Here is a 14,874-nt window from a genome sequence, read left to right as displayed (position 1 = left end):
GCCGCCGCGTCCATCGCCCGGTTCGCGCTCAGGCGGAGCGAGCCGTGATCTCGCCCCGATTCGAACGTATGTTCGCTCAGAGCGCGTGTGCGCGAGGCATCCGTGTCGGTGGTGCTCTCTAAACTCGAAGGGTGTCAGTTTCACGTCTCGATGCCCATTCGCACCTGAGTGTTCGCGGTGCCCGCGTACACAACCTGCAGAACGTCGACGTCGAGATCCCGCGTGATGCGATGGTGGTGTTCACAGGTCTCTCGGGCTCGGGCAAGTCCTCGCTCGCGTTCGACACGATCTTCGCCGAAGGGCAGCGACGTTACGTCGAGTCGCTCTCGGCCTACGCTCGCCAGTTCCTGGGGCAGGTCGACCGCCCTGATGTCGACTTCATCGAGGGCCTGAGCCCTGCAGTCTCGATCGACCAGAAGTCGACGAACCGGAACCCGCGCTCGACCGTCGGCACGATCACCGAGATCTACGACTACATGCGCCTCCTTTGGGCGCGCATCGGTGTGCCGCACTGCCCGGTCTGCGGTGAGCGCATCCAGCGGCAGACGGTGCAGCAGATCGCAGACCAGCTCATGGAGTTGGCTGAGGGCACCCGCTACCAGGTCGTGAGCCCGGTCGTGTCGAAGAAGAAGGGCGAGTTCGTCGACCTCTTCCGCGACCTCGCCGCCCAGGGGTACACGCGCGCCGTCGTCGACGGCGACGTCATCAGACTCGATGAACCGCCGACGCTGAAGAAGCAGGTCAAGCACGACATCTCGGTGGTGATCGACCGGCTCGTCGCAAGCCCCGACATGCTCGGCCGCCTCACCGACTCCCTCGAGACGGCGCTGCGACTGACCGACGGCGTCGTGCAGATCAATTACATCGACGAGACCGGGCCGGCCGCATGGGCGACGTTCTCCGAGAAGCTCTCCTGCCCCAATCAGCACCCGATCCAACTCACCGAGATCGAACCGCGCACCTTCTCGTTCAACGCGCCGTTCGGTGCCTGCCCAGAGTGCTCCGGGCTCGGCACGCGAATGTCGGTCGACGATGCGCTGCTGCTCGGCGACCCGAGCCTGAGCATTACCGAGGGGGTCATCATTCCATGGACCTCGCAGGGCAAGAGTCTCTACAACTACTACGAGAAGCTCCTCGGCGGGCTCGCCCGAGATCTCGAGTTCTCGCTCGATACCCCGTGGGAGGAGCTCGACGAGGTGGCTCGCCAGGCAGTGCTCCGTGGTGACAACTTCGAGGTCAAGGTGAAGTGGCGCAACCGCTACGGCCGCGAGATGAGCTACACCTCCGGCTTCGAGGGCGTCGTGCCCTACATCGAGCGCCAGTACCTGCAGGCCGAGACCGATGTGCAGCGCGCGCGCTGGTCGGAGTACCTGCGCGAGGTGCCGTGCCCGGTCTGCGACGGCAAGCGTCTGAAGCCCGAGGTGCTGTCGGTGCTCATCCACGACGCGAGCATCGCCGACGTCGGCCTGCTGAGTCTCACCGACGCCCGTGCATTCATGGATCGCCTCGAACTCAGTGATCGCGAGAAGGCCATCGCCGCGCAAGTGCTGCGCGAGATCAAGCTGCGTCTCGACTTCCTGATCCGCGTCGGGCTCAGCTATCTCGACCTCTCGCGCGCGGCGGCAACCCTCTCCGGCGGAGAAGCGCAGCGCATCCGTCTGGCGACGCAGATCGGTTCCGGTCTCACCGGCGTGCTCTACGTGCTCGACGAGCCGAGCATCGGCCTCCACCAGCGTGACAACCGTCGACTCATCGACACACTGATCGCACTTCGCGATCTCGGCAATACCCTCATCGTCGTCGAACACGATGAAGACACGATCCGCACGGCCGACTGGATCGTCGACATCGGACCGGGCGCGGGCGTGAACGGCGGCACTGTCGTGCACTCCGGCAGCTACGCCGATCTCGTGAAGAACACGCGCTCACTCACGGGCGACTACCTGTCGGGCCGCAAGGCGATTCCGATTCCCGAGACGCGCCGCCCCGTCGACCCCGAGCGCACGATCACCGTGCAGGGCGCAGAGGCCAACAACCTGCGCGGTGTCGACGTCGAGTTCCCGCTCGGCATCCTCACCGCCGTGACCGGCGTGAGCGGCTCGGGCAAGTCGTCACTCGTGAACGACATCCTGTACCGGGTGCTCGCGAACCGCCTCAACGGCGCCCGGAAGGTCGCGGGCAAGCACCGTCGCGTCACCGGGCTCGACCAGCTCGACAAGGTGGTGCATGTCGACCAGGCACCGATCGGGCGCACGCCTCGATCGAACCCGGCCACCTACACCGGTGTCTTCGACCGCATTCGCACACTCTTCTCCGAGACGACCGAGTCGAAGGCCCGTGGCTACCTCCCCGGCCGGTTCAGCTTCAACGTCAAGGGCGGCCGTTGCGAGGCGTGCTCGGGTGACGGCACGATCAAGATCGAGATGAACTTCCTGCCCGACGTCTACGTCGCGTGCGAGGTGTGCGGTGGCAAGCGGTACAACCGCGAGACCCTCCAGGTGCACTACAAGGGCAAGAACATCGCCGAAGTGCTCGAGATGCCGATCAGTGAGGCGGCTGAGTTCTTCGAGCCCATCTCGGCGATCCACCGCTACCTGAAGACGCTCGTCGATGTCGGCCTCGGTTACGTGCAGCTCGGACAGAGCGCCACGACGCTCTCCGGCGGCGAGGCGCAGCGCGTGAAGCTCGCAACCGAGCTGCAACGTCGTTCCAACGGCCGTAGCGTGTACGTGCTCGACGAGCCGACCACCGGTCTGCACTTCGAAGACGTGCAGAAGCTGCTCAAGGTGCTTGGCAAGCTCGTCGATAAGGGCAACACTGTGATCGTGATCGAACACAGTCTCGATGTCATCAAGTCGGCCGACTGGATCATCGACCTCGGACCCGAAGGCGGGTCGGGTGGCGGCCAGATCGTGGCGACCGGCACACCAGAACAGGTCGCGGCCATGCCCGAGAGTCACACCGGCTACTTCCTGCGCGAGATGCTCGACGCGGCGTCGGTGCGAGCCGAGGTCGCCAGCTGAGGCGATGAACACAGCATTGTCGAGCACGCAGGGCGTCCCGTACCGCCCGAAGACGGGCGAGATCCCCACATCTCCCGGCGTCTATCGGTTCCGTGACGCCGACCGGCGCGTGTTGTACGTCGGCAAGGCGAAGAACCTGCGCGCGCGACTGTCGAATTACTTCGCCCCCCTCCACACGCTGCACGAGCGCACCCGCCGGATGGTCACCACCGCAGCTTCGGTGGAATGGACGGTCGTCGCCAACGAAGTCGAGGCGCTGCAGCTCGAGTTCACGTGGATCAACGAGTTCGACCCGCCGTTCAACGTGCAGTTCAAAGATGACAAGTCCTACCCGTACCTCGCTGTGACGCTCGCTGACGAGGCGCCGCGCGCGGTGGTCACCCGCAACCGCAACATTCGCGGAGCCCGGTACTTCGGCCCGTATCCCAAGGTCTGGGCCGTCAACGAGACTCTCGAGATCCTGCTCAAGCTCTTCCCCATCCGCACGTGCAAAGACTCCGACTACCGCCGGGCCATCGCCAGTGGAAAGCCCTGCTTCGCCGGGCAGATCGGACGCTGTTTCGGCCCGTGCTCCGGTCGCGTCAGTGTCGAAGAGCACCGCGAGAACGTCGACCGCTTCGTCTCCTTCATGGCGAGTCAAGACCGGCGCATCATCGGCGAGCTCACGCAGCGCATGCGCACGGCCGCCGCAGCGCAAGACTACGAATCGGCTGCACGACTGCGCGACCGGCTGCAGGCCGCGACGTCGTTCTTCGAGAAGAGTGCTGTGGTGCTCGGCGAGAAGGTCGACATCGACGTATTCGGAATCGACCACGATGAGCTCGCAGCGGCCGTACAACTGTTCATCGTTCGCGGCGGCCGCATCCGCGGTGTCCGTTCGTGGACCGTCGACAAAGAGCTCGACGTGCCGCTCAGCGATCTCGTCGACTCCGTGGTGCAGAACGCCTATGGTGACGGCAGCAGACCACCGGCCGAAGTCGTCGTGCCCGAGCTTCCCGATGATGCTCCTGCCCTCGAGACCTGGCTCGGCGACCTCTCCGGGCGAAAGGTGCGACTGCGCGCCGCGCAACGCGGCGACAAGGCGGCATTGCTCGCGACCGCGACGCAGAACGCCAGACAGACTCTGATGCTCTACAAGACACGGCGCAGTGCTGACTTCACGACTCGTTCCCGCGCTCTCGAAGACATCCAAGAGGCGCTCGGAATGGCCGACGCCCCGCTGCGCATCGAGTGCTACGACGTCAGCCACCTCAGCGGCACCAACATCGTCGCCTCGATGGTCGTCTTCGAAGACGGTCTTCCGCGCAAAGACGAATACCGCCGATTCACGATTCCGCACTCCACCGACGACACCGACTCGATCCACCAGGTGCTCACGCGCCGCCTCGCCTACCTGAAATCGCCCGATCAGATCGGTTCGCCGGTCGAGCCAGGCTCGGCGACGACACCCGAAGATACTGAGGCCGCGGCCGAGACGGATGCCGCGGCATCCGAACGCCGGAAGAAGTTCGCCTATCGACCGAACCTGCTGGTGGTCGACGGCGGGCAACCGCAGGTCGCGGCGGCCGCCCGAGCGCTCGAGGAGTCTGGTGTCGAGGGCATCTACCTCTGCGGCATCGCCAAACGTCTTGAAGAGATCTGGACGCCCGAGGGTGACTTCCCGGTGATCCTGCCCCGCAACAGCGACGCTCTTTTCCTCTTCCAGCGGGTGCGCGATGAGGCCCACCGTTTCGCGATCACCCACCAACGGCAACGCCGCAAACGCGACATCGGCAGCGTGCTCTCCGAGATTGCGGGCCTCGGTCCGTCGCGGGTGAAGGAGCTGCTGCGGCACTTCGGATCGGTCGCGCGGTTGCGAACCGCTTCCGAGCCCGAGATCGCCGAGGTGAAGGGCATCGGACCCACGCTCGCGGCGACCGTGCACCGAACCCTGCACGCCGACGGCGCGCCTGCACCCCGATAGGCTGGGGTGTCGACACGCGGAAAGGGGGCCTCGACATGATGACCGCTGATTCCGAGCAACAAGAGATGCTGATCGTCACGGGCATGTCCGGCGCCGGGCGCTCGACCGTTGGCAATGCACTCGAAGACCTCGGCTGGTACGTCGTCGACAACCTGCCTCCGCAGATGCTGCGCCCACTCGTGGAGCTCGTGGAGCGGGCAGGCACGTCGCTGCCGCGCATCGCCGCGATCGTCGACATCCGCGGCGGGGATTTCTTCTCCGAGCTGCGTGAGATCATTCAGGCGCTGCGAACCGGCATCAGCGTCCGCGTCGTCTTCCTCGACGCGACCGACGCTGTGCTCGTGCGCCGTTTCGAGTCGGTGCGTCGCCCGCACCCGCTGCAAGGCAACGGCACGCTCCTCGACGGCATCGGCGCGGAGCGCGCGCGGCTGTCCGAGTTGCGCGAAGCGAGCGACATCGTCGTCGACACCTCCGATCTCAACATCCACCAGCTCGCGACCCTCGTCACCGAGACATTCGCCGAAGAAGGTCACGCCGGGCTTCGCATCACCATGCAGAGTTTCGGATTCAAGTACGGGGTGCCTGCCGACGCCGATCTCGTCGCCGATGCGCGGTTCCTCCCCAATCCCTTCTGGATCCCCGAGCTTCGCCACCTCACCGGCAACGACGCCGCAGTTTCGGAGTATGTGCTGAGCCAGCCCGGCGCGCGCGAGTTCCTCGACGCGTATACGAAGGCGCTCGAGCCCGTACTCGCGGGCTACCAGCGCGAGAACAAACGACATGCCACGATCGCGATCGGATGCACCGGGGGAAAACACCGCTCGGTCGCCCTGGTGCGCGAACTGAGCTCGCGCATCGCCGCGCTGCCCGGAGTCGTCGTCAGCGTGAAAGACCGGGATCTCGGCCGCGAGTGATCGACGGCCAGGCGACATGACGAGAGATGGGACTTGAGGTGGCACTGACCGCTGACGTGAAAGAAGAACTGGCGCGCGTCGAGGTGTCCAAGACGGGCGTCAGAGTCGCAGAACTGGCGTCGATCCTGCGGTTCGCGGGCGGGCTCCACATCATCTCGAACCGCATCGCGATCGAGGCGGAGCTCGACTCGCCGACGCTCGTGCGACGGGTGACTCGAGATCTGGCCGAGATCTACGGCGTGCGGCCCGACGTCTCGGTGATCTCGCCGACGGGCGTGCGACGCTCCAACCAATACCTCGTGCGCGTGCTCGACGGCGGAGAGACCCTCGCTCGCCAGACCGGCTTGCTCGATGCTCGGCGGCGCCCGGTTCGGGGTCTGCCGAACAAGCTGACGACCGGTTCCCGCGACGAGGTGGCAGCGATCTGGCGCGGCGCGTTCCTCGCGAAGGGGAGTCTGACCGATCCGGGCCGCTCGGCCGCTCTCGAGGTCATCTGCCCCGGAAACGAGACCGCGATGGCCCTCGTCGGCGCCGCTGGTCGGCTCGGAGTCTCGGCGAAGGCGCGGGAGGTGCGTGGTGTGCACCGTGTCGTCATTCGCGATGGCGAGGCGATCAGCGCGATGCTCGCAGTGATGGGTGCCACCGACACGGTGCGCAACTGGGAGGAGCTGCGCCAGCGGCGCGAGGTGCGTGCGACGGCGAATCGCCTCGTGAACTTCGACGACGCCAATCTGCGCCGTTCGGCACAGGCTGCCGTTGCGGCGTGCGCTCGTGTCGATCGGGCGATGGAGTTGCTGGGCGACGGCATCCCCGAGCATTTGAAGTACGCCGGTGAGTTGCGCCTGTCCCACCGTGAGGCGAGCCTTGACGAGCTCGGTCATTACGCCGACCCGCCGATGACCAAAGACGCCGTCGCAGGCCGCATCCGCCGTCTCCTCGCGATGGCCGACAAGCGGGCCGCAGATCTCGGCGTGCCGGGCACCGAAGCGAGCCTGCCTGCAGATCTTGACGAGGTCTGAGCGGATGCCCCGACAGCGGGCATCGAGACGGGCATAGACTCGAAAGGCAGCCGCGGAACCTCGGGGGTCGCCCGGAGGCCCGGCGCATCTGACAAGGAGAAGCAATGGCCGACTACACCCTGCCCGATCTGCCGTACGACTACTCAGCGCTCGAGCCGTCGATCAGCGCCACGATCATGGAGCTGCACCACTCGAAGCACCACCAGGCGTATGTGACTGGCGCCAACACTGCGCTCGCCCAGCTCGCGGAGGCCCGCGACTCGGGCAATCTCGCGAACGTCAACAAGCTCGAGAAAGATCTGGCGTTCAATCTCGGCGGCCACGTCAACCACTCGATCTTCTGGACCAATCTCTCACCAGACGGCGGCGACAAGCCCACCGGCGATCTCGCCGCGGCGATCGACGATCACTTCGGATCGTTCGACAAGTTCCAGGCGCACTTCACGGCGACGGCCCTCGGCGTGCAGGGCTCCGGCTGGGCGGTGCTCGCTTGGGATTCGATCGGAGAACGCCTGATCATCGTGCAGTTCTTCGACCAGCAGGGCAACCTGCCGGCCGGCATCGTGCCGCTGCTCATGCTCGATGTCTGGGAGCACGCCTACTACCTCGACTACAAGAACGTGCGCGCCGACTACGTGAAGGCGTTCTGGGTCATCACGAACTGGGAGAACGTCCAGAAGCGGTTCCAGACCGCTGGTGAGAAGACCTCAGGGCTGCTGCTACTGTCGTAAACGGATGGTGTCCTCGGGCCTATCCGGGGACACCGCCGTCCGACCAGTTCACCAGTGAAAGAGCGCGTTCGCGCCATCGTCAATCAGGAGAAATCTGTGTCTGTAAAGATCGGCATCAACGGCTTCGGCCGTATCGGCCGCAACTACTTCCGTGCCGCCCTCGCCCAGGGGGCAGACCTCGAGATCGTCGCCGTGAACGACCTCACCGACAACAAGACCCTCGCTCACCTCCTGAAGTACGACTCGATCGCGGGCCGACTGGACGCGACGGTCGACTACGACGACGACAACATCATCGTCGACGGCAAGGCGATCAAGGCCTTCGCAGAGCGCGACCCCGCCAACCTGCCCTGGGGCGAGTTGGGTGTCGACATCGTCATCGAGTCGACCGGCTTCTTCACGAAAGCCACCGACGCGCGCAAGCACATCGAGGCCGGCGCGAAGAAGGTGCTCATCTCGGCACCCGCGACCGATGAAGACGCGACGTTCGTCATCGGCGTGAACGAGCACGACTACGACCCCGAGAAGCACCACATCATCTCGAACGCCTCCTGCACCACGAACTGCCTCGCACCGCTCGCCAAGGTCTTCAACGACGCTTTCGGCATCGAGCGCGGTCTCATGACGACGGTCCACGCGTACACCGCCGACCAGAACCTGCAAGACGGCCCGCACAAAGACTTGCGCCGCGCCCGCGCCGCCGCGGTCAACATCGTGCCGACCTCGACCGGTGCAGCGAAGGCCCTCGGCCTCGTGCTGCCCGAGCTCGTCGGCAAGCTCGACGGTTTCGCCCTGCGCGTGCCCGTTCCCACCGGCTCGATCACCGACCTCACGGTCACCTCCTCGCGCCCGGTGACCGTTGAAGAGGTCAAGGCCGCGTACAAGGCTGCGGCTGAAGGCCCCATGAAGGGCATCCTCAAGTACACCGAAGACGAGATCGTCTCGAGTGACATCGTCGGCGACCCGCACTCGTCGATCTTCGATGCCGGCCTCTTGCGCGTGCTCGGCGACCAGGTGAAGCTCTCGAGCTGGTACGACAACGAGTGGGGCTACTCCAACCGTCTCGTCGACCTCACCGAGTACGTCGCCGAACGTCTCTGAATCGAGACCCAGTGACCCTGCGAACGATCGATTCCCTCGGTCCGCTCGCCGGCAAGCGCGTCGTCGTCCGTTGTGATCTGAACGTCCCCCTGCGGGACGGGGTCATCACGGACGACGGCCGTGTGCGGGCATCGGTCCCCACCCTGACGGCGCTCGTCGCTCAGGGAGCCCGCGTCATTGTGGTTTCCCACTTGGGGCGCCCAGAGGGCGCACCCGACCCGAAGTACAGCCTGGCACCGGTGGCGACTCGTCTCGGCGAGCTGATCGAAGCGCCGGTGGCCTTCGCGAACGACACGGTCGGTTCGGATGCCGCGGCGAAGGTCGATGCCCTCGGCGACGGCGAGGTGCTCGTACTCGAGAACCTGCGGTTCAACCCCGGGGAGACCTCGAAGAACGAGGGGGAGCGCACGGCGTTCGCCGGGGAACTCGCGGCGTTCGCCGACGCCGTCGTCTCCGACGGATTCGGCGTGGTGCACCGCAAGCAGGCGAGCGTGTTCGAGCTCGAGCAGTTGCGCCCGAGCGCGGCCGGTCTCCTGATCGCCGCCGAGCTCGACGTGCTCGACCGTCTCACCGAGACACCTGAACGCCCATACACGGTTGTGCTCGGCGGTTCCAAGGTCTCCGACAAGCTCGGCGTCATCGCCCACCTGCTTCCGCGGGTCGATGCGCTGCTGATCGGCGGCGGTATGCTCTTCACCTTCCTCGCGGCCCAAGGGCACAAGGTCGGTTCGAGCCTGCTCGAAGCCGACCAGATCGACACGGTCAAGGGCTACCTCGCCGAGGCGACCGAGCGCGGCGTCGACATCGTGCTGCCGACCGACGTCGTGGTGGCCGCATCGTTCTCGGCGGAAGCCGACCATGTCATCGCACCCGCCGATTCGATCGAACAGACGCCGTTCGGGGCATCCGGACTCGGTCTCGACATCGGACCTGCGACTGCCGCCGCGTTCGCCGAACACATTCGCGCATCGAAGACGGTGTTCTGGAACGGCCCCATGGGCGTGTTCGAACTCGAACCGTTCGCTGCGGGCACCCGTGTGGTCGCCGAGGCGCTCACCCAGGTCGACGGGCTCAGTGTCGTCGGCGGTGGTGATTCGGCGGCCGCCGTTCGCCAACTCGGCTTCGCCGATGACCAATTCGGTCACATTTCAACTGGCGGGGGCGCGAGTCTCGAGTTCCTCGAAGGCAAGAAGCTCCCCGGACTGGAGGTACTCGGATGGCAGTGACGCTTCGACCGGCTCAGGGCGGCGCACGCACCCCGTTCATCGCAGGCAACTGGAAGATGAACCTCGACCACCTGCAGGCGATCGCATTCGTGCAGAAGTTGGCGTGGGCCCTCGCCGACGCGAAGCACGACTTCGCCGACGCCGAGGTCGCCGTGTTCCCGCCGTTTACCGACCTTCGGTCGGTGCAGACGCTGGTTGCGGCAGACTCACTGCCCATCGCCTACGGGGCGCAGGATCTCTCTGCGCACGACTCCGGCGCATACACCGGCGAGATCTCCGGCGCGTTCCTCGCGCAGCTCGACTGCCGCTACGTGATCATCGGGCATTCCGAGCGGCGTCAGCTGCACGCTGAGTCCGATGCAGAGGTCAACGCGAAGGTGAAGGCCGCGCACCGCCACGGCCTCGTGCCGGTGGTCTGCATCGGCGAGACCGCCGAAGACCTCGAGACGCACGGTCCGAGTGCAGTCCCGGTCGCGCAGCTGCGCGCGGCTCTCGAGGGCGTCGACGGAGCGAAGGGCCTCGTCGTCGCGTACGAGCCGGTCTGGGCGATCGGTTCGGGCCAGGCCGCGACGCCGGCGCAGGCCGAGCAGGTGGCTGCCGCACTCCGTGCACTCCTCGTCGAGCTCGTCGGTGAAGACGTCGCACAATCGACGAGGGTGCTCTACGGCGGCTCCGTGAAGGCCTCGAACATCGCGTCCTTCCTGCGCGAGCCGAACGTCGACGGCGCGCTCGTCGGCGGTGCGAGCCTCGACATCGACGAGTTCTCGAGCATCGTGCGGTTCAAGAAGCACGTCGGCGCCTGAATTCTCCGTGCCCGGGGTCGCTCGCGATCCCGGGCACGTTGGCGCTTCCAGCTATACTCGATTGTCGGCCCGACTCATCTGTCGTGCCCGGAAAGGTTCACCAGTGGAGATTCTCCAGGTCGTCCTGCAGGTGCTGCTCGGTCTCACGAGCCTCCTGCTGACGCTGCTCATCCTGCTGCACAAGGGTCGTGGCGGCGGTCTGTCGGACATGTTCGGTGGCGGCGTCACGTCGAGCCTCGGTGCATCCGGGGTCGCCGAGCGCAACCTGAACCGCATCACGGTCATCCTCGGGCTCGTGTGGGTCACCTGCATCGTCGTGCTGGGCCTCATCACCAAGTTCGACGCCGGAATCTGACGGGAGCACGATCATGGCATCAGGAAACAGCGCTATCCGCGGTTCACGCGTCGGAGCGGGACCCATGGGCGAGCAAGACCGTGGGTTCCACGCCGATCGCGTCGCCATCAGCTACTGGGACGCCCACGGCAATGAGACTGTGCGCCACTTCGCGGCCAGCCTGCCCGAAGAGGAGATCCCAGAGACCATCGACAGCCCGTCGTCCGGACTGCCGGCGGGGCGCGACCGGGAGAACCCGCCGTCGGTCTCGAAACTCGAGCCGTATAAGACGCACCTCGCCTACGTGAAGGAACGTCGCACGGACGAAGAGGCGGCCGCCCTCCTCGATGACGCGCTCACACAGCTTCGCACCCGTCGCGGTCAGGCACCCAAAAGCTGACTCGACGCAGAATATGAGAAGGGGTCGGCCCGAAGGCCGACCCCTTCTCCGCGTCTGGAGCTCAGCACGTGTCGCGGCAGAGTGCTGAGCGTCTCAGTAGTCGCGAGCGATGAGCGACTCGGGAACCTCGGACGCGGCGGCCGCGTCGACGAAGAAGACCGTGCGTCGTCGCCCCTTGATGCCTGCGACCGGCACCTCGTCACGACTCGCGCCGGCCAGAGCGAGGCCGAGGGCCGATGCCTTGTCGGCGCCTGCGAGCACGAGCCAGACCCGCTGCGAGGCGTTGATGACCGGGCGCGTGAGACTCAGCCGCTCGGGCGGCGGCTTCGGCGAATTGCGCACGGCGATCACCGTGCGGTCGGTCACCTGGATGCCGGATCGGTGTGGGAAGAGCGACGCGATGTGGCCATCGGGTCCGACCCCGAGGAAGGTGATGTCGAAGATCGGATGCGGCAGCCCGTCGACGCCGTGCGACGCGAGTTCTGCGGCGTACACCTCTGCTGCAACGTCGAGTTCGAGGCCGGAGTCGGCGGCGGGGAACGGGTGCAGGTTCTCGGCCGGCAGATCGAGCTCGCCGAGGAAGGCGACGCGAGCCTGTTCGTCGTTACGTTCGGCGTCGCCCGCGGGAACCCATCGCTCGTCGCCCCACCAGAAGTGCACCCGAGCCCAGTCGATCGACGTGTGCGCCGGCGAAGCACCGACCGCCTCGAGCACGGCCGCGCCCATCGAGCCGCCGGTGAGCACGATGTGGGCGACCGCTTGCGTGTCGAGGATGTCGAGGAGCTTCGTGATGAAGCGGGCAGCAACCGAGCCCGACAGCGAGGCCTTGTCGGGGTGCACGAGCACCCGTCGTTCGTTGGTCATGCCACGTCTCCTTCGTCGCCGGCGCCGAGGAGCTCGAGCCCGCTCGTGATCACTTCACCGTACAACTCATCGGGGTCGAGCCGACGAAGCTCGTCGGCGAGACAATCGCGGAGGCTGCGGCGGGGCAATGCCAGGTCGTGCACCGGTTGCCCAGGCTGGCGGAGAGTCGCGATGCCGGGAATGTCACGGATCAGCTCGATGGCACCGCCGTCACGCACCAGCCGTACGCCGTGGATGCCGTGGGATCCTGCTTCGACGCCGGTGAGGTCGTACGCGGTCGGGGCGTTGAGTTCCAGCCGAAGCCACGCGGCGAGCAGCGTGGTCGACGGCGAGTCGATCGCCCCGGAGACCTCCACGGCCGTGACGAGCTCGTACGGCGGTTGGTCGAGCACTGCGGCGAGTTGAGCCCGCCACAGGGTCAGTCGCGTCCAGGCGAAGTCGGCGTCACCCGGCGTGTAGCTCGAAGCCAGCGCACGCAGCGCCGCCTGCGGGTCGGGCTGCGCCGAGGCATCCGTGATTCTTCTGTGTGCGATGCGCCCGAGCGCTGAACGCCCGGGAACTTCGGGTGCAGCACCCGGCCACCAGGTGACGACAGGCGCGTCAGGCAGCAGGAGTGCCATGACGAGGCTCTCCTCGTCGAGCGCCGCATCGCCGCAGGCGCGCAACACGATCACCTCGCTCGCACCGGCATCACCGCCGACACGGATCTCCGCGTCGAGCCGCGGTGCGACCGCCGAGTTCTCGGTGCCTGGCTCGGTCGAGACGACGATGACGCGCATCGGATGCTCGCGTGAGGCATCGTTGGCCGCCTCGATCGCCTCTTCTTCAGCCCCGGGAGTCGTCGCGATGACGAGGGTGAGCACGCGCCCGAGGGCGACGACGCCTCCCTCTTCACGAATCTTCACGAGGGTCTTCGAGACTTTGCTCGTCGTCGTGTCGGGCAGATCGACGATCATGGGCGTCTCCAGTTTCGTCCGTCGCGTTCGAGCAGTTCGTCGGCGGAGGAGGGCCCCCACGTGCCGGGCCGATACTGCTCGGGTTGACCCTGCGTCGTCCAGAACTCCTCGATCGGATCGAGGATCTTCCACGACAGCTCGACCTCCTCTTGGCGGGGGAAGAGCGGCGGATCGCCGAGCAGCACGTCGAGGATCAGACGCTCGTAGGCCTCGGGGCTCGCCTCGGTGAAGGCGTGGCCATAGCCGAAGTCCATCGTGACGTCGCGCACCTGCATGCCGGCTCCCGGCACTTTCGAGCCGAAGCGGATCGTGACGCCCTCATCGGGCTGCACCCGGATGACGAGTGCGTTCTGGCCGAGCTGCGACGTCTGGCTGTCGGCGAACACCTGCTGCGGTGCACGCTTGAACACGACGGCGATCTCGGTGACGCGTCGGCCGAGCCGTTTGCCGGCACGAAGGTAGAACGGAACCCCGGCCCAACGGCGGGTGCCGATCGTGAGCTTCATCGCCGCGTAGGTCTCGGTGGTCGACTCGGGGTTCATCCCGTCTTCGTCGAGGAATCCGATGACCTTCTCGCCGCCCTGCCACCCGCCGGAATACTGCCCGCGGGCCGTACCCGATGCGAGGTCTTCGGGCAGGCGCACTGCGGCGAGGATCTTCTCCTTCTCGGCACGCAGGTCACCGGCCTCGAACGAGATCGGCTCCTCCATGGCCGTGAGTGCAAGAAGCTGCAGCAAGTGGTTCTGGATGACGTCGCGCGCCGCGCCGATGCCGTCGTAGTACCCGGCTCGGCCCCCGACGCCGATGTCTTCGGCCATCGTGATCTGCACGTGATCGACGTAGTTGGCATTCCAGATTGGCTCGTAGAGCTGGTTCGCGAAGCGGAGCGCCAGGATGTTCTGGACGGTCTCCTTGCCGAGGTAGTGATCGATGCGGAACACCGAGTCGGGCGGGAACACCGAAGCCACGACGTCGTTCAGCTCGCGCGCGGTCTTCAGGTCGCTGCCGAAGGGCTTCTCGATGACGACGCGGCGCCACTGGTTGTCGTGCTGCTCGGTGAGCCCCGATCGCTTCAACTGCTCGGTGACCACTGGGAACGACTTCGGCGGGATCGACAGGTAGAACGCATGGTTGCCCATCGTGCCGCGTTCGCGGTCGAGTTCTTCGACGACCGAGTGCAGGCGGTCGAATGCGGCATCGTCGTCGAAGTCGCCCTGAACGAAGCGGATGCCGCGCGCCAGCTGCTTCCAGACGTCTTCGCGGAACTCGGTGCGGGCGTACTGCTTCACCGAGTCGTGCACGACGGCTTCGAAGTCCTGGTCGTCCCAGTCCCGTCGGGCGAACCCGACGAGGGCGAAGCCCGGTGGCAGCAGACCGCGGTTCGCGAGGTCGTAGACCGCCGGCATCAACTTCTTGCGCGACAGGTCGCCGGTGACACCGAAGATGATCAGGCTCGACGGACCCGCAATGCGGTTCAATCGATAATCTTTGGGGGAGCGGAGCGGGTTGTGCTGCGCGGTGATCGCGGCCGGTTGCATCG

Annotated in this window: 13 protein-coding genes; 10 read left to right on the top strand and 3 right to left on the bottom strand. The window is 66.2% G+C overall.

The genetic code is table 11. The annotated features are described in order from the left end of the window. Window positions 1-131: 131 nt before the first annotated feature. The 10 genes from uvrA to AC1C2U_RS02990 all read left to right on the top strand — a co-directional run bounded on the left by uvrA (window position 132) and on the right by AC1C2U_RS02990 (window position 11,514). The gene (gene uvrA, locus AC1C2U_RS03035; protein ID WP_495360240.1) at window positions 132-3,023 is read left to right on the top strand and encodes an excinuclease ABC subunit UvrA; all 2,892 of its coding nucleotides are present in this window, start codon (window positions 132-134) and stop codon (window positions 3,021-3,023) included. A 4-nt stretch (window positions 3,024-3,027) separates the two neighbouring features. Next, a complete protein-coding gene (gene uvrC / locus AC1C2U_RS03030) occupies window positions 3,028-4,986 on the top strand; it encodes an excinuclease ABC subunit UvrC (protein WP_495360239.1) in 1,959 nt (652 codons plus the stop codon). 38 nt (window positions 4,987-5,024) lie between these two features. Next, on the top strand, window positions 5,025-5,900 hold the full coding sequence (gene rapZ / locus AC1C2U_RS03025) for an RNase adapter RapZ (protein WP_495360830.1): 876 nt from the start codon (window positions 5,025-5,027) through the stop codon (window positions 5,898-5,900). A gap of 38 nt (window positions 5,901-5,938) precedes the next feature. Next, window positions 5,939-6,919, top strand: a complete 981-nt coding sequence (gene whiA, locus AC1C2U_RS03020) for a DNA-binding protein WhiA (RefSeq protein ID WP_495360238.1) — start codon at window positions 5,939-5,941, stop codon at window positions 6,917-6,919. A gap of 104 nt (window positions 6,920-7,023) precedes the next feature. Further along, window positions 7,024-7,650, top strand: a complete 627-nt coding sequence (locus AC1C2U_RS03015; RefSeq protein WP_495360237.1) for a superoxide dismutase — start codon at window positions 7,024-7,026, stop codon at window positions 7,648-7,650. A gap of 96 nt (window positions 7,651-7,746) precedes the next feature. Then, a complete protein-coding gene (gap, locus tag AC1C2U_RS03010) occupies window positions 7,747-8,751 on the top strand; it encodes a type I glyceraldehyde-3-phosphate dehydrogenase (RefSeq protein WP_495360236.1) in 1,005 nt (334 codons plus the stop codon). Between the two features lie 11 nt (window positions 8,752-8,762). Continuing rightward, window positions 8,763-9,977: a phosphoglycerate kinase gene (locus AC1C2U_RS03005; protein ID WP_495360235.1), complete on the top strand. Its 1,215-nt coding sequence runs from the start codon at window positions 8,763-8,765 to the stop codon at window positions 9,975-9,977. After that, entirely contained in the window at window positions 9,968-10,780 is an 813-nt protein-coding gene (gene tpiA, locus AC1C2U_RS03000; RefSeq protein ID WP_495360234.1) for a triose-phosphate isomerase, read from the top strand. The genes AC1C2U_RS03005 and tpiA overlap by 10 nt, the downstream gene beginning before the upstream one ends. A 103-nt stretch (window positions 10,781-10,883) precedes the next feature. Further along, window positions 10,884-11,135, top strand: coding sequence for a preprotein translocase subunit SecG (gene secG, locus AC1C2U_RS02995; protein WP_108595410.1), 252 nt, complete (start codon window positions 10,884-10,886; stop codon window positions 11,133-11,135). 13 nt (window positions 11,136-11,148) lie between these two features. Continuing rightward, window positions 11,149-11,514, top strand: a complete 366-nt coding sequence (locus AC1C2U_RS02990) for an RNA polymerase-binding protein RbpA (RefSeq protein WP_495360233.1) — start codon at window positions 11,149-11,151, stop codon at window positions 11,512-11,514. Window positions 11,515-11,607: 93 nt separating this feature from the next. Here AC1C2U_RS02990 and pgl read toward each other — a convergent pair whose 3' ends face one another. The 3 genes from pgl to zwf are packed head-to-tail and all read right to left on the bottom strand — an operon-like array spanning window position 11,608 to window position 14,872. After that, window positions 11,608-12,378: a 6-phosphogluconolactonase gene (gene pgl / locus AC1C2U_RS02985; protein WP_495360232.1), complete on the bottom strand. Its 771-nt coding sequence runs from the start codon at window positions 12,376-12,378 to the stop codon at window positions 11,608-11,610. Next, a complete protein-coding gene (locus AC1C2U_RS02980) occupies window positions 12,375-13,334 on the bottom strand; it encodes a glucose-6-phosphate dehydrogenase assembly protein OpcA (protein ID WP_495360231.1) in 960 nt (319 codons plus the stop codon). Before AC1C2U_RS02980 ends, pgl begins: the two co-directional genes overlap by 4 nt. Beyond that, the gene (gene zwf, locus AC1C2U_RS02975; RefSeq protein WP_495360230.1) at window positions 13,331-14,872 is read right to left on the bottom strand and encodes a glucose-6-phosphate dehydrogenase; all 1,542 of its coding nucleotides are present in this window, start codon (window positions 14,870-14,872) and stop codon (window positions 13,331-13,333) included. The genes AC1C2U_RS02980 and zwf overlap by 4 nt, the downstream gene beginning before the upstream one ends. Between the last annotated feature and the right edge of the window lie 2 nt (window positions 14,873-14,874).

Source organism: Agromyces sp. Y575 (assembly GCF_059445445.1).
This window is presented reverse-complemented; position numbering and strand designations above follow the sequence as displayed.